26 protein-coding genes are annotated in these 21,031 nt (G+C 57.9%); 15 read left to right on the top strand and 11 right to left on the bottom strand.

Going from position 1 to position 21,031, the window contains the following annotated elements; genetic code table 11:
• Nucleotides 1-1,779 (bottom strand): AMP-binding protein, encoded by a 1,779-nt coding sequence (locus HL45_RS16140; RefSeq protein WP_049972222.1) that lies wholly within the window; start codon nt 1,777-1,779, stop codon nt 1-3.
• Nucleotides 1,780-1,877: 98 nt separating this feature from the next.
• On the opposite strand from HL45_RS16140, the gene HL45_RS16135 reads away from it, so the two are divergent.
• From HL45_RS16135 to HL45_RS16125, 3 genes are all read left to right on the top strand, one after another.
• Nucleotides 1,878-2,330: a DUF4112 domain-containing protein gene (locus HL45_RS16135; RefSeq protein ID WP_049972221.1), complete on the top strand. Its 453-nt coding sequence runs from the start codon at nt 1,878-1,880 to the stop codon at nt 2,328-2,330.
• Between the two features lie 86 nt (nt 2,331-2,416).
• Complete coding sequence (locus HL45_RS16130) at nt 2,417-3,025, top strand: thioredoxin family protein (RefSeq protein ID WP_211250884.1); 609 nt, start codon at nt 2,417-2,419, stop codon at nt 3,023-3,025.
• 108 nt (nt 3,026-3,133) lie between these two features.
• On the top strand, nt 3,134-3,547 hold the full coding sequence (locus HL45_RS16125) for a DoxX family protein (protein ID WP_233274820.1): 414 nt from the start codon (nt 3,134-3,136) through the stop codon (nt 3,545-3,547).
• Between the two features lie 62 nt (nt 3,548-3,609).
• Here HL45_RS16125 and HL45_RS16120 read toward each other — a convergent pair whose 3' ends face one another.
• Nucleotides 3,610-3,840, bottom strand: coding sequence for a hypothetical protein (locus HL45_RS16120; protein ID WP_049972220.1), 231 nt, complete (start codon nt 3,838-3,840; stop codon nt 3,610-3,612).
• 93 nt (nt 3,841-3,933) lie between these two features.
• Between HL45_RS16120 and HL45_RS16115 the strand changes: the two genes are divergently transcribed.
• The 8 genes from HL45_RS16115 to HL45_RS16080 all read left to right on the top strand — a co-directional run bounded on the left by HL45_RS16115 (nt 3,934) and on the right by HL45_RS16080 (nt 12,023).
• Nucleotides 3,934-4,914, top strand: coding sequence for a lamin tail domain-containing protein (locus HL45_RS16115; RefSeq protein WP_233274819.1), 981 nt, complete (start codon nt 3,934-3,936; stop codon nt 4,912-4,914).
• A gap of 68 nt (nt 4,915-4,982) precedes the next feature.
• The gene (locus HL45_RS16110) at nt 4,983-5,948 is read left to right on the top strand and encodes an aldo/keto reductase (protein WP_049972218.1); all 966 of its coding nucleotides are present in this window, start codon (nt 4,983-4,985) and stop codon (nt 5,946-5,948) included.
• A gap of 98 nt (nt 5,949-6,046) precedes the next feature.
• Nucleotides 6,047-7,585, top strand: a complete 1,539-nt coding sequence (glpK, locus tag HL45_RS16105) for a glycerol kinase GlpK (protein WP_049972217.1) — start codon at nt 6,047-6,049, stop codon at nt 7,583-7,585.
• 1 nt (nt 7,586) lies between these two features.
• Nucleotides 7,587-8,501 carry an MIP/aquaporin family protein gene (locus tag HL45_RS16100; protein ID WP_233274818.1) on the top strand — a complete coding sequence of 305 codons (915 nt, stop codon included), beginning with the start codon at nt 7,587-7,589 and terminating at the stop codon, nt 8,499-8,501.
• Entirely contained in the window at nt 8,502-8,774 is a 273-nt protein-coding gene (locus tag HL45_RS16095) for a hypothetical protein (protein ID WP_233274817.1), read from the top strand.
• Between the two features lie 64 nt (nt 8,775-8,838).
• Nucleotides 8,839-9,105: an HPr family phosphocarrier protein gene (locus tag HL45_RS16090; protein ID WP_049972215.1), complete on the top strand. Its 267-nt coding sequence runs from the start codon at nt 8,839-8,841 to the stop codon at nt 9,103-9,105.
• Entirely contained in the window at nt 9,102-10,784 is a 1,683-nt protein-coding gene (ptsP, locus tag HL45_RS16085; RefSeq protein ID WP_049972214.1) for a phosphoenolpyruvate--protein phosphotransferase, read from the top strand. Before HL45_RS16090 ends, ptsP begins: the two co-directional genes overlap by 4 nt.
• Nucleotides 10,785-11,069: 285 nt before the next feature.
• Nucleotides 11,070-12,023, top strand: a complete 954-nt coding sequence (locus HL45_RS16080; protein WP_049972213.1) for a DNA adenine methylase — start codon at nt 11,070-11,072, stop codon at nt 12,021-12,023.
• A 2-nt stretch (nt 12,024-12,025) separates the two neighbouring features.
• Here HL45_RS16080 and HL45_RS16075 read toward each other — a convergent pair whose 3' ends face one another.
• From HL45_RS16075 to dhaK, 4 genes are all read right to left on the bottom strand, one after another.
• Entirely contained in the window at nt 12,026-13,072 is a 1,047-nt protein-coding gene (locus HL45_RS16075) for a restriction endonuclease (RefSeq protein ID WP_049972212.1), read from the bottom strand.
• 101 nt (nt 13,073-13,173) lie between these two features.
• Entirely contained in the window at nt 13,174-13,551 is a 378-nt protein-coding gene (dhaM, locus tag HL45_RS16070; RefSeq protein WP_049972211.1) for a dihydroxyacetone kinase phosphoryl donor subunit DhaM, read from the bottom strand.
• Nucleotides 13,552-14,313 carry a dihydroxyacetone kinase subunit DhaL gene (dhaL, locus tag HL45_RS16065; protein WP_049972210.1) on the bottom strand — a complete coding sequence of 254 codons (762 nt, stop codon included), beginning with the start codon at nt 14,311-14,313 and terminating at the stop codon, nt 13,552-13,554. It lies immediately after the preceding gene.
• A 384-nt stretch (nt 14,314-14,697) separates the two neighbouring features.
• Nucleotides 14,698-15,699, bottom strand: a complete 1,002-nt coding sequence (dhaK, locus tag HL45_RS16060; RefSeq protein ID WP_049972209.1) for a dihydroxyacetone kinase subunit DhaK — start codon at nt 15,697-15,699, stop codon at nt 14,698-14,700.
• Between the two features lie 50 nt (nt 15,700-15,749).
• On the opposite strand from dhaK, the gene HL45_RS16055 reads away from it, so the two are divergent.
• Complete coding sequence (locus tag HL45_RS16055) at nt 15,750-15,992, top strand: hypothetical protein (RefSeq protein WP_049972208.1); 243 nt, start codon at nt 15,750-15,752, stop codon at nt 15,990-15,992.
• 49 nt (nt 15,993-16,041) lie between these two features.
• Here the strand turns inward: HL45_RS16055 and HL45_RS16050 are convergent, their stop codons facing one another.
• Both HL45_RS16050 and HL45_RS16045 read right to left on the bottom strand, forming a co-directional pair.
• On the bottom strand, nt 16,042-16,332 hold the full coding sequence (locus tag HL45_RS16050; protein WP_049972207.1) for a hypothetical protein: 291 nt from the start codon (nt 16,330-16,332) through the stop codon (nt 16,042-16,044).
• A 377-nt stretch (nt 16,333-16,709) separates the two neighbouring features.
• The gene (locus HL45_RS16045) at nt 16,710-17,003 is read right to left on the bottom strand and encodes a hypothetical protein (RefSeq protein ID WP_049972206.1); all 294 of its coding nucleotides are present in this window, start codon (nt 17,001-17,003) and stop codon (nt 16,710-16,712) included.
• 202 nt (nt 17,004-17,205) lie between these two features.
• Between HL45_RS16045 and HL45_RS16040 the strand changes: the two genes are divergently transcribed.
• On the top strand, nt 17,206-17,772 hold the full coding sequence (locus HL45_RS16040; protein WP_049972205.1) for a HalX domain-containing protein: 567 nt from the start codon (nt 17,206-17,208) through the stop codon (nt 17,770-17,772).
• Between the two features lie 68 nt (nt 17,773-17,840).
• Entirely contained in the window at nt 17,841-18,209 is a 369-nt protein-coding gene (locus HL45_RS16035) for a hypothetical protein (RefSeq protein ID WP_049972204.1), read from the top strand.
• A gap of 135 nt (nt 18,210-18,344) precedes the next feature.
• Here the strand turns inward: HL45_RS16035 and HL45_RS16030 are convergent, their stop codons facing one another.
• The 3 genes from HL45_RS16030 to HL45_RS16020 form a co-directional block, all read right to left on the bottom strand.
• Nucleotides 18,345-18,830, bottom strand: coding sequence for a GNAT family N-acetyltransferase (locus tag HL45_RS16030; RefSeq protein WP_049972469.1), 486 nt, complete (start codon nt 18,828-18,830; stop codon nt 18,345-18,347).
• Between the two features lie 105 nt (nt 18,831-18,935).
• Nucleotides 18,936-19,499 carry a DUF192 domain-containing protein gene (locus tag HL45_RS16025; protein WP_049972203.1) on the bottom strand — a complete coding sequence of 188 codons (564 nt, stop codon included), beginning with the start codon at nt 19,497-19,499 and terminating at the stop codon, nt 18,936-18,938.
• A 56-nt stretch (nt 19,500-19,555) separates the two neighbouring features.
• The gene (locus tag HL45_RS16020) at nt 19,556-20,035 is read right to left on the bottom strand and encodes a DUF456 domain-containing protein (protein WP_049972202.1); all 480 of its coding nucleotides are present in this window, start codon (nt 20,033-20,035) and stop codon (nt 19,556-19,558) included.
• Between the two features lie 79 nt (nt 20,036-20,114).
• Between HL45_RS16020 and HL45_RS16015 the strand changes: the two genes are divergently transcribed.
• A complete protein-coding gene (locus HL45_RS16015) occupies nt 20,115-20,993 on the top strand; it encodes an NAD(P)H-binding protein (RefSeq protein WP_049972201.1) in 879 nt (292 codons plus the stop codon).
• The last annotated feature ends 38 nt before the right edge of the window (nt 20,994-21,031 follow it).

Raw genomic sequence — 21,031 nt, 5'->3', positions numbered from 1 at the left:
TTACTCATCTTCCCGGAGTTTCCGCCGCTGAATCTTGCCGGTCGTCGTTTGTGGGAGTTCGGCGACGAACTCGATTTTTCGAGGATACTCGTATTTGGCCAACTTGTCGCGCACGAGCGTCCGGATTTCCTCCCGAAAGGCTTCGTTCTCGTCCCGGGAAGTGACTGGTTGCACGAACGCCGCGACGATTTCGCCGCGGGTGTCGTCGGGAACGCCGACGACGCCGACCTGTTCTACGTCCGGATGTTCCAGAATTGCACTTTCGACTTCGCCCGGCCCGACGCGGTAGCCGCTCGTGATGATTACGTCGTCGTCGCGCGATTTGAACCAGAAGTAGCCGTCCGAATCGCGGGAGCCGAGGTCGCCGGTGAGATGCCAGTCGTCGAGGGTTACGGCCTCTGTTTTTTCGGCTTGATTCCAGTACTCCTCGAAAACGATTGGGTCGTCGTCGCGTTTTACGGCAATCATCCCCACGTCGCCGATTGCTTTCTCCTCGCCGGAAGTCGGGTCGATGATGGCGATTTCGTGGCCCGGAACCGGCTTTCCCATGCTTCCGGCGCGAACCGGGAACCAGTCGCCGCAGTTGGCAACGAGAAGGTTCGCTTCGGTTTGGCCGTAGAGTTCGTTGACCGAGACGCCGTCTAGTTCCGTTTCGGCCCAGTCGATGATTTCGGGGGTGAGCGGTTCGCCGCCCGAACAGATGTTTCGGAGCGACAATTCGTATTTTTCCGTGGGGTTTTCGACTCCCATCATCATCCGAATCGCAGTGGGCGGAAGGAACGTGTCGGTGACCGAAAATCGCTCCAGCAGTTCGTAGGCGGTTTCGGCGTCGAATCCGCCCATCGGACAGCCGACGACGGTTTCGCCGTAGTGCCACGCCGGAAACAGCACATCTCCCAGCGCGCCTATCCACGCCCAATCCGCGGGCGTCCAGTACACCGAATCGTCGGGTACGACCGACGGTTCGGTCGATTCTGCCGTTTTTTCGGGGTCACCAGTTCGCTCGAAGTACATGTAAAACGCGGGACAGTGGCCGAGCCAAAGGTCGTGAGTGTGCAGGACACCCTTCGGCGGCCCGGTCGAACCACTGGTGTAGATGATGATCGCAGGCGTATCGCGGGTCGTTTCCACGATGTCGAACGATTCCGACCGGCCTGCACAAAACTCGCCGAAATCGTAGCTGTCGTTGTTGTGGTTGTTGTGGTTGTTGTGGTTGTTGTGGTTGTTGTGGTTGCTATGGATGCTGTGATTTTCATCCCCACCCTCGGGAGCGATTCCGTTGCCGACGGAATCGCTCCCGTCAACTTCGATGACGTGTTCTAAGTCGGGACAGTCCTTCCGAACCGTATCGAGCGTGGGTCGAACTGACGAATCCACGACGGCCACTTTTGCTCCGCTGTCGTTCAGTCGATAGCGCAGGGAATCCTCGCCGAACAGAATCGAGAGGGGGAGCGAAATCGCGCCGAGTTTCCAGCAGGCGAGATGGGTCAGTGGATTCGCGGGGTTCTGTGGAATCACGACGGCGACTCTGTCGCCTCGTCCGACGCCGAGGTCGGACAGACCGTTGGCCAGTCGATTGGAGCAAACGTCCAAATCCCGAAAGGAGTAGGTTTCGTGCCGACCGTCGAGATAATACTGCTCCAGCGCAGTGGCGTCCAAATCGTCGTGCTTCCGAAGGAAGTCGTGAGCGATGTTGTAGTCGTCGGGAATAGTGTCCCACGAGAACTCGCTTTTGGCGGCCTCGTAGGAGGGAAAATCGGGTGCGAGATGCCAAGTCATGCCACTATGTTTCGGAGCATCTCGTATAAGTTCGTGTGTCGTGAGATTCGAAACGCATCCGCCATCGGATTTATTGTATTCCGGAAACAGTAGCCTGCATGAACACCGACAGAGACGATTTAGCGGACGAGTTCGACTTCGACGGCGAACTCCCCGACACCGTCAATCGGGCCGCAATCGAGCGGATGCGAACCGTTGCGAGAGTGTTCGACGACCTCGTTCGCGTCCCGGGAACCGACTTTCGCGTCGGAATCGATCCGATTCTCGGCGCGCTTCCGGGGGTCGGCGACGTCATCAGCGCCGGACTCTCGCTGTACATCGTCGTCGAAGCGGCGTGGTTGGGCGTCTCGTTCACCACGCTGTTGCGGATGATTGCGAACATCGCCATCGACGTGGTCGGCGGGACGATTCCGATAGTCGGCGGCATCGTGGACGCGGTATGGAAGGCGAACAAGCGCAACCTCGAACTGGTGTTGAACGACCTCGCCGAGGAACCGTGGGGCGATGGGTTCGAAAACAACGACGACGTCGTCGAAATCGAAGTCGAATAATCGAGGCCGAACAGTCGCGGTCGAAGCGGTCAAGAAGGCCGAACCGGGGAAAACGTATTTTTAGGCTCGGTGAGCAATCCCTTGGCATGGTAATGAAAGAATCCGAGGCCGAAATCGAGCGCGGCGACCCGGTGCCGAACTTCGAACTTCGTGGCACCGACGGGGAAACATACAGCCTCGGCGATTTCACGGAGTACGAGGCAGTTCTGCTGGTGTTTACCTGCAATCACTGTCCCTACGCGCAGGCGAAGTTCGACCTACTAAACGACATCGCGGCGGAGTACGACGAGGTGGCCGTCGTCGGCGTGAACTCGAACGACGCTGAAGAGTATCCGGACGACTCTTTCGAGGCCATGCAGGAGTGGGTCGAGGAAGGTACGCTTCAGTACGACGCTTACCTCCACGACGAGACACAGGAAGTGGCCACGGCCTACGGCGCGGTCTGTACCCCCGACCCGTTCCTCCTTCGCAACGAAGGACACGAGGCACAACGCGCCTCGGAACGGGCGAGCGGTGACGAGCCGCGAGCCGATGAGTTCACCCTCGCGTATCACGGCCGACTGGACGACGCACTGAACCCCGACGACGAACCCACCGAGTTTCACATCCACGACGCAATCGAATCCGTGCTGGCGAGCGAGGACGTGGAGCTTGAGTTCTTGCCCTCCCGCGGCTGTTCCATCAAGTGGAAATGAGATAGCCCCACGGGAAAGTCGCGGTAACACCTGTGTCTGCAAGGGACACAAGCGTAACCGAATCATGCAGCCGTCGTCTATAACTTGGTTTGTGTACTGCGTGTGAGTATGTGCGAAGCAATTGACGACACGTCCGAGAATGACGTTTCAAAATCGACTGCGTTCAGGGTCGCCAGACTGCTGTACGGCGGCGTTATCGTGTTCACTGCTATCTCCGGCCTGAGAGACATCGACGCACAGGCAGGCTACGCCGAATCGAAGGGAATCCCGATGCCGGAAGAGTCTGTCGTCTCCTCGCACGGACTGCTACTTCTCGGCGGGGTCGGTATCAGCATCTGGCGATTCCCCGCCCTCGCGGCCAGTTCCATCGTCGCGTTCTTCGCGGGCGTCACCCCGACGATACACGACTTCTGGAGCCACGATGGCCAAGAGCGCCAGAACGAGAAAAATCACTTCCTGAAAAACGTCGCGCTCGCGGGTGCGGCACTCGCGTTCCTCGGTATCGGCGAGAAAAAGAACTGAAACTTCGATTTGCATCGGGTGTGACACGATTTTCAGCAACCTTGCCCGCCGAGTTCGGCGAGTTATCGCCGAACTCGTTCGACGCGCTTTTGTCCTCGTTCTTTGGCGATTTCGAACTTGGCGCGTGCGGCCGGACGTTTTTCCCCGACTACTGCGCCGACGAACGCGCCGATGGCACCGCCGGTACTCGCCGCTCTGCTGTTGATTAGTCCTCCGAGTCCACCACCGATTGCCCCGCCGATTGCGGCGTGACGAGCGCGACTGATGGCGCGCTCGATGCGAATGGAACGCATAGAAGCAGTAACGCCGTGCAATCAGATAAATGATTCTCGGGGAAAAACGCACGAAGACATAGATTTAATCGGGAACGGCACCGTTTCAATATCGTGTCTCTCAAGTCGTCGCTTTTGGTCGTGTGCCTCGTCTCGGCAGTCGTCCTCGCAGGCTGTTCGTCTGTGCCGTCTTCGACGACGCAGACGAACGCTCCCGCAGGCGAAACGGGCGACCAGAGCGCCGGAGAAACAACAGGCGAAGCGTGGACGGTCACCATCACGAGAATCGTGGATGGCGACACGGTGGAGTTCGAATACCGGAACGGAACGCAGGAGACGGCCAGACTGCTCGGCGTGGACACACCCGAGGTGCACACCGCAAACGACCCCGAGGAGTTCGAAGGCGTCCCGAACGACGAATCCGGAGCGACCTGCCTGCGCGACTGGGGCCACAAAGCGAGCGAGTTCGCGCGGAGCGAACTCGCGGACGAGCAGGTGACGATTTCTTTCGACCCGAACGAAGGCCCCCGCGACAGGTACGACCGACTGCTGGTGTACATCCGCGACGACGGGAAGTCGTTCAACTATCAGTTGGTAAAGCAGGGCTACGCCCGCGTCTACGACAGCAAGTTCGAACAGCGCGAGCGATTCTATTCCGCTGAATCGGAGGCTCAGCAGGAGAAAGTCGGATTGTGGGCGTGTAGAGATGGTTCGGGCGGTTCGGGTAGTTCCCAAACCACGGATGGCAGTAGTGGCACGACTGGCCTCACCATCGCCCAGATTCACGCCGATGCAGAAGGCAACGACCACGAGAACCTGAACGACGAGTACATCGTCCTACGAAACAGCGGAAACGACGCTCTCGACATTTCGGGATGGACGGTTTCGGACGAGGCAGACCATACCTACCGCGTTCCGTCCGGCACTTCGCTGGAATCGGGCGCGAGGGTCACGCTCTACACCGGAAGTGGTTCTGATTCGGAATCCGAACTGTACTGGGGGTCTGATGGTGCGGTTTGGAACAACGGCGACGATACGATTACCGTTCGGAATGCGAGTGATGACGTGGTTCTGCGGAAGGAATATTCAGGATAGCGGAAAAACACGAGGCCACATCTCACCGCTTTCCCGACTTTTACCTCCCTTCCCGACGACTCCCGTGCATGGAGTACAGAACACTCGGTGCAACCGGTACGAAAGTCTCGGAACTCTGTTTCGGTACGTGGCGATTCGCCAAGGAATCCAACGGCACGGTCGAAACCGACCGCAAGACGGCCCACGATTTGCTCGATACAGCGTGGGAAAACGGCATCAACTTCATCGACACCGCGAACGTCTACGGCGACCCGAACGGAACCAGCGAAGAGTGGATAGGCGATTGGCTCGCGGACTACGACCGCGAGGACTTCGTCATCGCCTCGAAGGTCTACTTCCCGTTCGACAGCGACAACCCGAACGGACGCGGCCTCTCGCGCAAGCACATCCAAAAACAGATTCAGGGGACACTCGACCGACTCGGAACCGACTACCTCGACCTGTACTACATCCACCGGTGGGACGAGGAAACGCCAATCGAGGAGACGCTTTCGACCCTGAACGGCCTCGTAGAGGATGGAAAGGTGAACTATTTGGGCGCGAGTTCGATGGCGGCGTGGCAGTTGACCAAGGCGCTCTGGGAGAGCGACGTGAACGATTTCGCACGGTTCGACGTGACCCAGCCGATGTATCACGCCGCGGCGGGTGGTGACGTGGAGGATTATCTCGACGTCTGTGCCGACCAAGACATCGCGGTCTGCCCGTATTCGCCACTGGCGGGCGGGTTCCTGACCGGGAAATACGACCGCGACGGCGAGGTTCCGGAAGGCTCTCGCGGCGACATCACCGACCGATTCGAGGACTACTACATGTCCGAGGATGGCTGGCAGGTGTTGGACGAAATCCAGTCCATCGCGGACGAGCTCGATGCGACGCCCGCACAGGTCGCGCTTCGATGGCTCGTCCAACAGCGCGACTTTTCCTGCATTCCAATCGTCGGGGCACGAACGACGGAGCAGTTGGAAGAAAACGTCGGTGCCGCCGATATTGAGCTTTCGGCGGAACAGTACGACCGAATCGCCGACGCGAGCTAATCCGGCGAAATTGGTGGGAAAACTAATTATTCTTCGTGCCGTGTGTCTGACGAGGTGTGCGGGGAGGGGGGAAAACCGGCACACTGAATGGGGGAACAATGACGGACACATACGTCGGCGCGATAGACCAAGGAACGACCGGCACGCGGTTCATGCTGTTCGACCACGACGGTCGGGTCGTCGCCAGCGCCTACGAGAAACACGAACAGAACTATCCGGAACCGGGCTGGGTCGAACACGACCCGCTCGAAATCTGGGAGAACACACAGGACGTCGTCACGAGCGCGCTTTCGGACGCCGATTGCTCCGCTGACCAGTTAGAAGCAATCGGCATCACCAACCAGCGCGAGACGACGCTGTTGTGGGACAAAGATTCCGGCAGACCAGTCCACAACGCCATCGTCTGGCAGGACAGGCGAACCACAGACCGAGTGGAGCAAATCGAGGACGAAGGCAAAGTCGAGATGGTTCGGTCGAAAACCGGCCTCGAACCGGACGCCTACTTCTCGGCGACGAAAGCCGAATGGTTGCTCGACAACGCCGACCCGATAAAACTCCAGCGCGCGCGACCGCAGGACATCCGTGAACGGGCGGAAGAAGGTGAAATCCTGTTCGGCACCATTGACTCGTGGCTCATCTACAATTTGACAGGAGAGCACATCACGGACGTGACGAACGCCTCGCGCACGATGCTGTTCGACATTCACGAGATGGACTGGGATGCCGAACTCTGCGAGGAGTTCGGCGTTCCGGTAGAAATGCTTCCGGAGGTTCGGCCATCGAGTGACGACGATACGTATGGTTCGACAGACGCCGAAGGATTCCTCGGTGCGGACGTTCCGGTTGCGGGTGCCTTCGGCGACCAGCAGGCCGCCCTGTTCGGGCAGACCTGCTTCGACGAAGGGGATGCGAAAAACACCTACGGGACGGGAAGTTTCTTCCTGCTCAATACGGGCGAGGAAGCGGTCGAGAGCGAACACGGCCTGCTCACGACCGTTGGCTTCCAGCGTTCCGGACAACCGGTACAGTACGCGCTGGAAGGCTCGATTTTTGTCACGGGCGCGGCTATCGAGTGGTTGGTCGATGTCGGATTCATCGACGACGCGGCGGAAACCGAGTCGATGGCCAGAAGCGTCGATTCGACGGATGGGGTGTACATGGTTCCTGCATTCACGGGATTGGGCGCGCCACATTGGAACCAACGCGCTCGCGGCATCGTCGTGGGGATGACCCGTGGAACCAGAAAAGAGCATCTCGTCCGGGCGACGCTCGAAAGCGTCGCGTATCAAACCCGAGACGTGGCGGAGGCGATGGAAGCCGATAGCGGCATCGAAGTCGAGTCGCTGAAAGTCGATGGCGGCGCGGTGAAGAACAACTTCCTCTGTCAACTCCAAGCCGACATTTTGGGGGCGGACATCGTCCGCCCGGTCGTAGACGAGACGACCGCGCTCGGGTCGGCCTACGCCGCCGGACTCGCGGTCGGCTATTGGGATTCGGTGGACGACCTCCGGGACAACTGGCAGGTTGACCGCGAGTTCGAATCGTCGATGGCGAGCGAGGAAGCGGACAGGAAACACGAGCGCTGGGTCGATGCCGTGGAGCGTTCTCTCGACTGGGCGCAGGAAGGAGGTGGGTGAGATGGCAGAAGAGTACTGGCGAGCGAAATACGTAAACGAACTCGTCGGAACCTTCATCCTCATTCTGCTCGGGGACGGCGCAGTCGTCGTTTCCGTGCTGACGGGTGGATTCGACCTATTCGGCGTGGCCGTGCTGTGGGGATTCGGCGTGATGTTCGCGGTGTACTGGGTCGGCGGCGTTTCGGAGGGCCACATCAACCCGGCGGTGACGATTGCCAACGCCGTCTGGCGCGATTTCCCGTGGAAACACGTTCCAGGCTACGTCGTTGCCCAGACTACAGGAGCATTTCTCGCCGCCGCGACGCTGTTCGTGACGTGGTCTGGCTACTACCAGCAGTTCAGTCAGGCGAACAACGTGGTTCGTGGCGAACCGGGCAGTTCCATCACGGGGATGACCCTCTGGACGTTCTTCCCGAACCCGGTGTTCGCAGGCGTGAAAGTTGGCGATTTCCAGACGCTTCAAGAGGCAGCGTTCCTCGTCTCATTTCCGCAAGCGTTCTTCAGCGAAGTGGTCATCACGGCCATCCTCGTCGCGGTCATCTTCGCGCTCGTGGACGACTGGAATCCGATGGGAACGCGAGCGACGCCCGGCCTCGCGGCGGCCCTCATCGGTCTGCTCGTCGCCGCACTGGTGCAGTACGAAGCGCCAGTGAGTATGGCCGCACTGAATCCCGCCCGCGACCTCGGTCCACGAATCTTCGGGTATCTCGCCGGATGGGGTGAAATCGCCTTCCCCGGCCCGCGCGGCGGATGGTGGCTCCCGGCCACGTCCACGACCGTCGGCGGCATCATCGGCGGTGGTCTATACGACCTGCTGACACGGCGATACGTCAAGAAACTCGAAGAGCAGGATATCGAACCTGAAGAACCGGCAGTTCACGACGAAGAACAGGAACGACCGGCGGGAGGGAGTTAGGTGTCAACCGTGTCCGATTCCGACGAAACAAAGGGGTCAAAAAGGTCGAAAGGGTCTATCGGCGACTACCTTCGACTGGTGTTTCTCGACCCGATAACGCTTGCCGGACTCGTCGTCCTCGTAACTGGAATGATGCTGGTTGCCATCTCCGACCCGAGCGCGCCGGTTCAAAATTCGATGCTGGGCGGGTCGCTCATGCTGGTCGGAACGGTGCTGTTCGCGCTCGGCTACACGCGAGCACAGTGGGGGCTGAAACGCTGGAAAGGTGAGTAGTCGAACCCGACTTCGAACCGGCGATAGCCTGAAGCGGGTTCCCGTTCAACCCACAGCAGACCACATGGAGCGAACAGTAACCATCGTCCCAGAAGACGGCCTCCACGCTCGACCCGCGGCGAAGTTCGTCACCACCGCGGGCGAGTTCGACGCCGAGATTACGGTCGCCACCGAGGAAAACGGCCCGGTAAACGCAGGAAGCATGATTTCCGTCACGACCCTCGACGCTCGGCAGGGCGACGAGGTTCACCTCGTCGCCGAGGGAAAGGACGCGGAATCGGCCCTCGATGCACTGGAAGACGTTCTCACGACGCCGGAGGGTGAGTCGTGAGCGCCGAGTCCGTCGAACTATCGGGGGTCGGCGTGACGCCCCGAACCGGAGTCGGGAACGTGATTTGGTATCGCGGAACGGCGGATTTGTCCGACCTCCCCGACCCGAAAACCGTCGATACCGACGCCGAACTAGAGCGGTTCGAATCGGCGTGCGAACGCGCCCACGAGGAACTAGACGCCGAGCGCGAGCGAGCGCGTGAGCGTGTCGGCGACGACGAAGCAGAAATTTTCGACGCGCACAAGGCGTTTCTCGACGACCCCGCGATTAGCGGGGGCGTCGAAACCGCCATCGAAAACGGACTTCCGGCACCCCACGCGGTTCGACAGGCGTTCGAAGACCCGATAGCGAAATTCGAAGGGTTGGAGGGCCGAACGGCCGAACGAGCGGACGACCTTCGGGACATCCGCGACCGACTGCTGCGGATTCTGACCGACCGCGACCGCACCGACCTCAGCGACCTTCCTGATGGCACAATCCTCCTCGCGGAACGACTCGGGCCGAGCGACACGGCGCAACTCGACCCCGAAACAGTCGCCGGATTCGCAACTGTGTTCGGCGGACGAACCTCGCACGCCGCGATTTTCGCCCGGTCGCTCGGAATTCCCGCCGTGGTCGGCGTCGGCGATGAACTGGCGCAGATCGCCGAAGGGCGACCTGTGCTGGTCGATGGAACGGACGGCCTCGTGGTCATCGACCCGGACGAATCTGCCCGAGAACGAGCAGGCGACGAAAAAGCCGAAATCATCACAGACCACGTCGGAACCCGAGACGGGAACGAAATCGAAGTCGCAGCGAACGTCGGCACCCTCGCCGAACTCGACCCGGCGAACGAAGCGGGCGCAGACGGCATCGGTCTCTTTCGAACCGAATTTCTGTTCCTCGACCGGGAATCTCCGCCGGACGAGGACGAACAGTACGACGCATACGTCGAAGCATTGTCTACCTTCTCAAACGAGCGAGTCATCGTCCGAACCCTCGACATCGGGGGGGACAAACCGATTTCGTACCTCGACACGCCCGAAGAAGACAACCCGTTTTTGGGCGACCGCGGGATTCGGCGCTCGCTCGGAACCGACGCCGACCTGTTCGAAACGCAACTCCGCGCACTGCTCCGCGCCGGGACAGAGGGAAACCTCGCCGTGATGTTTCCGCTCGTCTCCCACGTCGAAGAACTCGACGCCGCACTCGCCCGCGTCGAGCAGGTTGCAAAAGCGTTGGACGAGGATGGAATCGAGTACGAGGTTCCGGAACTCGGCGTGATGATAGAGACGCCGGGGTCTGTGTTCATGGCGGAGTCGCTCGCCGAACGAGTCGATTTCCTCAGCATCGGAACCAACGACCTCACGCAGTACGTGATGGCGGCTTCCCGCGAGAACGAGCAGGTCGCAGATCTGCACGACCCGCTTCACCCGCCGGTTTTGCGGGCGATTCACCGGACGATTTCCGCTGGCCACGACGGCGGCGCGTGGGTCGGCATGTGCGGCGAGATGGCCGGTGACCCAGACCTGACGGAACTGCTGGTCGGCTTTGGACTGGATGAGTTGAGCATGAGCGCCGTGACTGTGCCGGAGGTAAAAAGTCGGGTTCGAGAAACGGATTCGAAGGAGGCAGAAGAACTTGCGGAGCAGGTGCTGTCAGTCGAAACGCGAGAGGAGGTGAGGAAGGTGGAAAAGTAGAGATGGGATATATTCTTTAGATTTGAATATTAGTAGATGGTACTGACTAATAGTGAACCGAAAGAAGAGCAAGTTCTTCAACCCCCCTCTACCCATTTTGGATGAAGACTGACTTGTTAACAGTTACGTGCGAAATTAGAGAGTCATGACATAACACACCAATTGTAGATCGGAAAGTTCTAGCAGCTATCGGTCTGCTCGCACTCATCTCATGGAGTGTGGGATTTCTACTTTCGAAACGGTTGGGGGACGTTTATAGGGCTTGGAGAAACAATCTTCAGTAAGATGGCTGAGCCGGTTCTCAAATGGGCAGGCGGGAAGCGCCAAATACTACACGAAATACGTGCGTGCTTTCCGCCTGAGTCTGATGTAGACGCCTACCACGAGCCTTTTTTCGGTGGGGGTGCGCTCTTTTTCAAAACAGGGCCACACAGCAGTGGTACAATAAATGACATAAACGAACGACTGATGTCATTCTATCGCGTCGTTCGTGACTCACCGAATGCACTTATCGAGGTGCTGGAAGAATTTGACGGCCCAGAATCCGATCCAGACCCTAACCGTAAGTTTTCGAAGGCGAACCGCAAAGGAAAGGAAGTTGACCAGTACTACTACCAACAGCGCGAACTATACAACCGGAGACCAAACGGAGAAGAGTATGATGAGGTAGAAGAAGCCGCACTCCTCATGTATCTCAACCGTACGTGCTATAATGGTCTTTACAGGGAAAACAACAGTGGCGAGTTTAACGTTCCAATTGGCCGCCATTCCAGCGCAGATTGGGTACAGGCCTCTCGAATCATGAACGCATCTCGGGCCTTAGCAGACATAGGGATCTACTATGGGGACTTCTCGTATGTTCTTGACCACGCTACCGAAGACGACCTCGTGTACTTCGATCCTCCATACGAGCCAGTCAGTCATACATCGAGCTTCGTGGAGTATTCCTCGAAGGAGTTCGATACAGAGGAACAAGAACGACTCAGCGAGGTCGCAGTCGAGTTAAACGAAATCGGCGCTCATGTCGTTGTCTCCAATTCTCCCCCGATGCGAGATCTGTACCAGTATCTCGACGAGTTTCGAGTCCACGATGTCGGTGCGAAACGCCACATAAACTCCGACGGCGAAGGGCGAGGAAAGGTCGGCGAAATTATCGTAACCAACGTACCCGAAGACAATCGACGTGAGAAAACCGCCTACCTTGACCAATTCGTAGAGACCGATACCGGTCAAACGTAACCTCAGTAGTCGCTCATGTTTTTCGCAAGATATTCGTATTTGTATGTTTGACCGTCACGAGATTGCCGAACTTCGGGGAGCACATTGAGCCATTTACCAACAGTACCACGTCGGCGATTAGCGGTCGTGTCGTTCAGTTCACTCTCTTTTTCGATTATCTCACCAAGTTCGTCGTGTGAGAGCGGACTCTCTTCACGTAGACGTTCCAACACGCTCTGAATGATATCTGCTTTCTGGATATGTTTCAGCAGACTTTCTCTGGCAATATCTTCGTCACCATCCCGCAAGTACGTCAGGTATTCCTCGCCGTCTCGAGTTAAGCTCCACTGCCGCATCTGACGACCATCATACTCTCCCTCTGTATTCTTGTGAACATACCCAAGCGCCCATGCCGCCTGTGGATAGTAATCTGCTTGTCGCGGTGTCCAGTCCTTTCCTGTCTTAGCCTTCATGTATTCCAAAAGTTCATATTTGAACCGATACCCCTCATCAAGTCCTTGCATCACGAGTTCGATGACATCAAAGGAATCTGCCTGTGGAACCGCATCCGATTTTACGAGATTGTCGCCAGTTGAAGTACCGAACAAGTCCCAGAAATCTTCATCGATTTCGTACTCATCACCGATGTGAACTACACCCAGTTCATGGTTCAGCATTATTTCGGTCAGTCGGTCACGGTCGATAAGCTTAATCGGGTGGGATAACTCTCCCTCCGCCACTTCTACTGCACCCGAGTTGAACTCAGATGAAGTGATGAAGCTCCCGAATTGATAGTTGTGAGAACGGAGCGCACCAACGAAACTTCGCATTGATGGACTCCCTACATTCCTCGTATATTGCTTGACTTGCACGCCGAAGCGAGCCCAGTAGAAATCTTGTCCAATGGAACCGCGGATGTCGATACCTCCGTCACCATGAAAAGGAGTCAGTTCTATTTCGTTCGTTCGCTCTACCTGCTCAACGAGAATCTTACTCAAGTGTTCAAACTCCTCAGCATCAATATCGAGTGAGCGTTCGAGAAGTTCGTCTTTGGCTCCAAACCTCTTCATTGAATACAGATGGTCGTTTATGTGACAAAAATCTTGGTAAGATATTGGAGATCCCTTCTCTATCGAGATGTCTTACCATAGAATTTAATATCATCCATTTTCTACACCTTCGAAATCTCGCCCGCTTCCTCCGCCGCTTCCAGCACGGAATCGAGGGTCGCTTTGGGACTGGTTGCCGAAACAGCGGCGTTGACCGCGCCCTCCAGAACCGGCGCGTCCGCGATTTTCGCGTCGTTGTCCGACATCTCGATGGCGAGTTCGGCGTTCATCACCGCGCTTCCGAGGTCAACCAATACGGCTGCTTCTCCATCGGAAATCGAGTCAATCGTCTCCTGAATGTCCGTCGCGTTGGTTCCGATGCCGCCGTCTCCGTCGCCACCGACCGCTTCGATTTGCGTGTCGCCAGCCATTTCGGCGGCGATTTCTCGGATTCCCTCGGCGGCGCGCTCGCTGTGTGAAACGACGACGAGTCCGACCATCTATGCGTCCTCCTGCGTTTCGTTTTTCTCCTCCGCTCCTCCCGCTTCCTCATCGTCCTTCGCTTCCGCGGGCGCTTCGTCCGGCACCGTCGGCGAGGTGGCATCCGGTTCGAGGTCGCCGTCGCCCAGATACTCGACCGCGGTTTCCCGAATCGCTTCCACGATGAACAGCGTGCTCGTCGCGCCGGGGTCTTGGTGGCCGACGGAGCGCCAACCCAGATAGGAGGCTCTCCCTTTCGTCGCCCGAATCGGCGTCGTGAAGTTCACGCCGCGCTCGCAGGCGTCAACCGCTTTCGTCAGCGCTTCTACCGGTTCGAGGTCGTCTTCCTCGATGGATTTCTTATAGGTGTGAACCGCGGGCGTGATGGCATCGACCATCGTTTTCGCGCCGACGGGTGCGTCGCCCCGGTCTTTCACTTTTTCCAGAAACGCCTCGGCGAACGCCACGCTCGATTCCGCCGTGACTCCGTCTTCGAGTTCCGCGCTGGCGGTCATGAACGACCCGCCGTACAGCGGCCCAGCGGCCCCGCCGACTTCGGAGACGAGGGTTATCCCGACCGTTTTGACGAGTTCGGCGGGCGGCGCGTCGTCCATCCCCTCGATTTTTTCGTGAACCGCCCGAAAGCCGCGGTTCATGTTCGCTCCGTGGTCTGCGTCGCCGATGGCGGAGTCGAGGTCGGTCAGGTACTCCTTTTCGTCGGCCATCCGGTCTGCGATGCGTTCGATTGCCGCGCGGACTGCTTCTTGCTCGGTGGTTCCCATCTATGGTGTGGTAGCACGCGGCGGGAGGGGTAAAGATTTCTCCCGGGAGGGTAGACGATACTGACAACCATGTGGAAATTTCACCGGGCGAAGTACACAGATTATTCGTCGTTTTCCTCGTCTGCTGAACTTCTCGCGCTTTCTTTTCCTTCTCGATATCACCCGGGGACAGCGGCGAGCAAAAGTGCTAATTTTCCCCAAAATAGGATGGTTAGTAGTGAAAAGATACCCAATAGGACATAAATGAGGAATAATTCAGAACTATTTTGAACTGGCCCAAATAGGAGCATGAGAGAACATCAGGTAATACATTTATTATTTTTACCGTATTTCGGCACGTCTGCTTTCTATCCAATACTGAACAAAAAGTCGCTCTCTCGACCCCTACGACACCGTCAACGCTGGCGTTTCGGCCGGATGCGACAACAACGCCTTCAGTTCGTCGTCCAGCACCAACACCGTCACCGAACAGCCCTGCATGTCGAGCGAGGTCATGTAGTCGCCGACCCACGCGTCCCACGTCGTCAAATCGCGCTCGTCCATCATCGACTGGAGTTTGCGGTTCACGATGTACAGTTCGGAAAGCAGCGTGCCGCCCATTCCGTTGACGATGGTGAGGACTTCCGCGCCGGAGTCGGGCGAGAGGTCGTCCAACACCTGTTCAGTCAGTCGTTCCGTAATCTCGTCCGCCGACATCATTTCGACGCGTTCGACGCCGGGTTCACCGTGGATGCCGATGCCGAGTTCGATTTCGTCCTCCGCGAGGTCGAAGGTCGGTTCACCTTTTTCGGGCGTGATACAGGAAGTCAGGGCGGTTCCCATCGTCGCCACGTTGTCGATTACTTTCTCCGCGACGCGCTGTACCTCGTCCAAATCTTCGCCGCTGTCGGCCATCGCGCCCGCGACTTTGTGAACCAAAATCGTGCCGCAGACGCCGCGTCGTCCCGAGGTGTAGAGCGAGTCCTCGACCGCCACGTCGTCGTTGACGACGACTTCGGCGACCTCCACGTCGGATTCCATCTCGGCCAATTCGCCCGCGGTTTCGAAGTTCATCACGTCGCCCTCGTAGTTTTTGACGACGTTCAAGACCCCTTTTCCGGAATCGCAGGCTTGAATCATCTCGCTGATTTCGTCGGCGGTCGGCGAGGTGAACACCTCGCCTGCCGCCGCCCCGTCCAGCATTCCCGGCCCAAGGTATCCGGCGTGGGTCGGTTCGTGGCCACTTCCGCCACCGCTGACGACCGCGACTTTGTCCGAAACGGGAGCGTCTTTTCGGACGAGAACGTTCGTGTCCGGCAGTCGCCGGAGTTCGTCCGGGTGCGCGGAAAGCATTCCGTCAAGCATCTCGTCAACCACGGCGGATGGGTCGTTGATGAGCTTTTTCATGTCTCATGCTAGCAACCACCTGTTATCGCATAACGGTTTCCTCAGATTCGATGAGAAGTCCGCCGTTCGAGTCAGTGGTTCGAAAAAGTTCGGTCGATACGCTCCGCAGACATCTGCTTCCGGTGCTCGTCTGCTCCGGGCTGCTCGGCCTCGCGTTGGATGTTCTTCTCGGAGTGGAGTTGCTCGTGATTCGGAGCATCGAAAACGTCTTCCTCGTGATGATCGGCGCGTTCTTGCTGACGGCGACGATTCGACTCCAGCAGAACGTCAGCGGTCTTTCGGGGACACGGTAGGAAGCCCTCTATTGTGCGGCGAACTCCCGCCGTTGGCGGTAGTTCGTCCTCACACGCGATGAAGCGTTCCGTGCTCACAGTGCGGACAGACTGCTCCCGGCCCCGGTCGAGTACTGACGCGCCCGCACATCGAACACGCTCTGACGAGTCGTTCTCGACGTTCACACTCCGCTTCGAGCGATGCCAATCTGGCCTCCGTTTCGGCGAGACGCTGTCGAAGGGTTTCCAGTTCGGTCTGCAGTTGAGCGTACTGGCTCGACTGGTCGTGGTCCGTCCGATGAGACGGGGGGTCGATACGCGGTCGTCGCTTTCGCAACCACGGTTGTTCGTCCGACGGCATTGTGCTATATACAGTACACGCGACGACCGATTATGAAGCGGTCGGCGGAATCGCTGCGTCTCATATATAACGTGCTTGCATAGTAAATCCGAATGACGAATAGTGGTAGTTGTGTACAGTTTTCAGTGGGTGGCGGTTGGCGCGAGTCACCGAGGCCCAGTCAGGTTGCGCACCGACACGGTGCGTTTTCGTGTTCTTGCGGGGATTCGACGTGAAATAGCAGTTGTTGCGCTATTGTTTCCTGTCGCTGTTTTGCACGATTACGGTATAAAAATGAGCAGTCATCGTTTGAGGACGCTGAATCGCACGTTGAGTACACTGTGGTGCGGTGTAGTGCGGTTCGATGTGGCGCGGTTCGCTTCGTTCGAAGCGAACCGCTACTCCGTGGCGTCGTCCGGTCGAGCCGTCGGAAGGGGGTCGTAGAGGCGCTTTCGCGCGTCGGGAACGTACAGTCGTTCCGCGACGAGTTCCTGTTGTTTGAGTTTCGTCAGTGCATCTCGCGTCGTTCGGGCGGGCAGGAGTGCCTCTTCGCGCACCTGTCGCTGGGTCTGGGGCGCGTTCTCCTGGAGAACCCGGTAGACGAGTTTCGCACTCGGTGGCAGTTCGAGAAGTCGTTCGAATCGTTCTTCGGGGGTTGTGTTACTGCCGGAGCGTCCGGCAAAAACGACCACTGGTTTTCGACATTCCGTTCCCCACTTCGAACCCGAACTAGTTATTTATTTCGGTGAGAGATATTCGTATAGAATATACACAAGCGACGAAATATATTTAGCTATTCTCGGATTCCGTAACCACAAGATATAAAGATGCTATGGCGAATGATTCATTAACAAACTGTCCCCGCTGGAAAAACTTGGACACCTGTGATCAACTATGGCTGTTGACGAACCAACGATTCTCGTCGTCGATGACGAGAAAGACGTGACGGACCTCTATGCGACGTGGCTAGAGGTTTCCTTCGATGTTCGACGGGCCTACGAAGGGCACGAGGCGCTAGACCTACTCGACGACGAGGTGAACGTCGTTCTCCTCGACCGACGGATGCCCGGTCTGTCCGGCGACGAAGTGCTCGCAGAACTCCGCAGCCGCGATTTGCGTTCCCGCGTCGTGATGGTCACTGCTGTCAAACCCGACTTCGACATCATCGAGATGGGGTTCGACGACTACCTCGTCAAACCGGTTTCCAAAGACGACCTCTACACGACCGTCGAGGGGATGCTCACGCGCGTCGAATACGACGACCAGATGCAGCAGTACTTCTCTTTGGTTTCGAAGAAGGCAGTGCTCGAAACCGAAAAGACAGCGGACGAACTCGCCGACAACGACGAATATCGAAGACTTCAATCGGAGGTCGAAACGCTTCGTAACTCCGTCGATGGCGCACGGGAAACGCTCTCCGACCACGACGATTTCGTCGGCGCGTTCCAAGACCTCTCGTAACTTTTTGCTGACCGATCGGGAGTCGTTCACCCAAAATAATAAAGGAAGTGACCTCACAGTTTTCGAACATGGGTGTGGATGACACGGACGACATTCTGACCGCGCTGGGGGTGGGCGACGAGGAACTGCCGGAATCTCCGGAGTCACGGTTCGAGCGCCGTCTGCTCTCCGCGATGGTGGACGCGCGCCGGGACGGAATGGAGTACTGGCAACTGTTCGAACTGGTCGAACAGTATCAACGCGCCGCGATTCGCGCCGCGTTCACCGAAGAAGAGTTCGGTTCCGACCATGCAGAAGTGAGTGAAGCGACGATACAGTACTCGCAGGTCGTTCACGCGACGGCACAGGCGCTCGATGACGGGGCAAAAAAGCGTGGCCTGCTGTTCAATCTCGCTAGTGCGTACCAACTGTTCGAGGACGACTGGTCGGAACAGTAGTTGTCAGTCGAACGAGAGCGAAGCAGTCGCTAGCCGTGTAGTCCGAAAGAAAACCTCGTGTACCCCTACCCGAGGTATCAGCGAATTGTCGGGGATAATGTATATGCTTTGTGTTCTCGATTCGTCGTGCGATGCTTAGAATGCGTAGGTGTAGACGTTCTCGGCGTACTCTTTGCCACCGAGTTCGACCGATGCCTCGTCGGTTTTCTCGAAGCCCAATCGTTTGTAAAACTCGTTGCCGATGTCGTTGTCCGCGAGCACCATAGCGTTCATCCGTTTCGTGTTGAAGTCGTTGAAGTCCTCGCGGAGGCGCTCGTGTAATGCGGTTCCCACCCCGTTTCCCCAGTCGTCCGGGTCTACGTAGAGTCGGAGTACGTCGCCTTCGTCCTCGTAGAACACGGCGTGACAGAATCCGACGAGTTCGTCGTCCGTGACTGCAACGAGAAACGCCGTTCCGGGCCTGTCGAGCGCGTCGGAAAGCGATTCGTTCGAGTACCACGACGACACGGTTTCTGTAATGATGTCCTCGTCTAGGATGTCGTCGTAGGCTTCGTCCCATGCTCGGTGTGCGATTCGCCGAATCGCGCCGAAATCCCCCTCGTTCGCGGGTCGAATCTCCATTCCGTTCATCTCTGCGTTCTGTACGCCGTGCGATGGGGTAACAGTTCTGAATCACCAATTAGATTGAAGAAAATAAATTCGACTTTCAGCAGACAGTTCGATAGCTCAGTTTTCGGTCGTCGGACGCTCCCCATCGAAGACGAACGTCGTTCCCGATTCGATTCCCTCCCGGTTTGCGAATCCTTGACGCATCTCGACCACGTATTTTGCGGGTTCGTCGCTCGAATAACGGTCGAGTTCCAAATCGCTCGCGTTCGGTTGTGGGTCTGCCTGTTCGACGTTGATGACGGTGCCGTCCGCCGAAATGAAGATGATGTCGAGCGGGAGCGGCGTGTTTTTCATCCAGAACGTCTGTGGCTGTGCCTCATCAAAGACGAACACCATGCCGTGATTTTCCGGCAGAGACTCACGATGCATCAATCCTTGCGAGCGTTCGTCGGGCGAGTTTGCCACTTCCAGCGTCACGTTCGTTCGCTCGCCGTTCGTCACGAACGAAGCGGAGACGTTCTCCTCCGCGTTGGTCGTTTCTTGCGTCGCAGTTCCTGCTGTCGCCGACTGGTCGCCGGATTGGTCGGGAGACTGCATCGGCCCGTCCGAGTTTATTCCGAGGCCCATACAACCCGAGCAGACGACGAGGAAGGCAACCAGCAGGGCGGGAGTTACGCGCATATTCCACAGGAACGTGACCAATCGACAAAAACATGGTCAATCAGTAACAATCGACCTCAAACTAACACTGCAACGACGAATCCGACGAGCAACGACCCCGTAACCAGCAGTTGGAACACCGCCGACGCAAGCAGTCCAGCCACCGCGTAGGTTGCGGTTTTCGCGCCTTTTTTCGCGTCCTGTGTGCGATAGAACTCGACTGCGAACGTAGCGAGTGCGACACCGATGACCATTCCGACCGGGCCGGTAGTCAGGAGCGCGGCCACTCCCACGATACCTGCGGCGAGCGCGCTCCAGAGTGACCCACCACTCGCTTTGGCCGAAACGGCGCTCGCGGTATGCTCTCCGACGAATGCGATAACACCCACAATCGTCGCTCCGGCGACGAACAGGAGGCCGGGTTCGGAAAAGACAGTTCCCCACCAGTAAGCGTAGATTCCGGCGAGCGACAGCGGAACCGCCGGGAGAAGCGGCAGGATGCTTCCAAGGACGCCAGCGAGGAGGAGCGCAACGGCGACGACGAAGAGCCAATCCATACGAAAATATCACACTCCCAAGCCATAACCTCACGGGTTGCCCGATAGCTTTTGGACGATAGCGAACCCACTGTGGATAATGACGGTACTCGTCGCCGGGGCGACTGGATTCGTCGGCCGCCACCTCGTCCCCGAACTCCTCGCAGACGGCAACGCCGTGACCGCACTGGTTCGTGACGCCTCGTCTTACGACCCGCCAGACGGGGTTTCGGTAGTAGAGGGTGATTTGAACGACCGAGACAGTCTCGACGGAATTTTCGACGGAATCGATGCCGCGTACTACCTCGTCCACTCGATGGGCGAAGATGGTGATTTCATGCAGCAAGACCGCAACGCGGCCAGAAACTTCGTGGACGCGGCGCGCGGAACGAACGTTTCGCGCGTCGTCTACCTCAGCGGCCTCGGTGGCGAGCGAGCGACGCTCTCCGACCATCTCAAATCACGGCGCGAGGTGGAGCATATCCTCGCAAACGGTGATTACGACCTCACCGTCCTTCGGGCGGCCATCATCATCGGGGACGATAGCGTGAGTTTTCGAATCGTCCAGCAGTTGGCGGAGCGTCTCCCGCTGATGATTACCCCGCAGTGGGTCAGAACCGAGTGTCAACCAATCGCCATCGACGATGTCGTCGCGTACCTGGTCGGCGTGCTCGACAGTTCAGATGCGGCTGGCGAGACGTTCGAAATCGGCGGCCCGGACGTGCTAACCTACGGCGAGATGGTGCTGACGACGGGCGAAATCCTCGACAAGAAAGCGACGATGGTTCCGGTTCCCGTCCTGACACCGAAGCTGTCCGCCTACTGGGTTGACCTCGTGACGGACGTGCCGAAAGACGTCGCCCATCCGCTCATCCTCGGCCTGAAAACGCGCACTGTGGTCGAAGACGATCGGATTCGCTCCATCGTCCCAGTCGAACTGACTCCATTCGAGGAAGCAGTCAGACAAGCGGTCTCATGAGCCGGACGAATCGGATAGAGCAGACGAATCCGGCGGAT

Source organism: Haladaptatus cibarius D43, assembly GCF_000710615.1.
Classification (GTDB): Archaea; Halobacteriota; Halobacteria; order Halobacteriales; family Haladaptataceae; genus Haladaptatus; species Haladaptatus cibarius.
The sequence above is the reverse complement of the archived record's forward strand: the minus strand, read 5'-3'. Positions and strand labels throughout refer to the sequence as shown.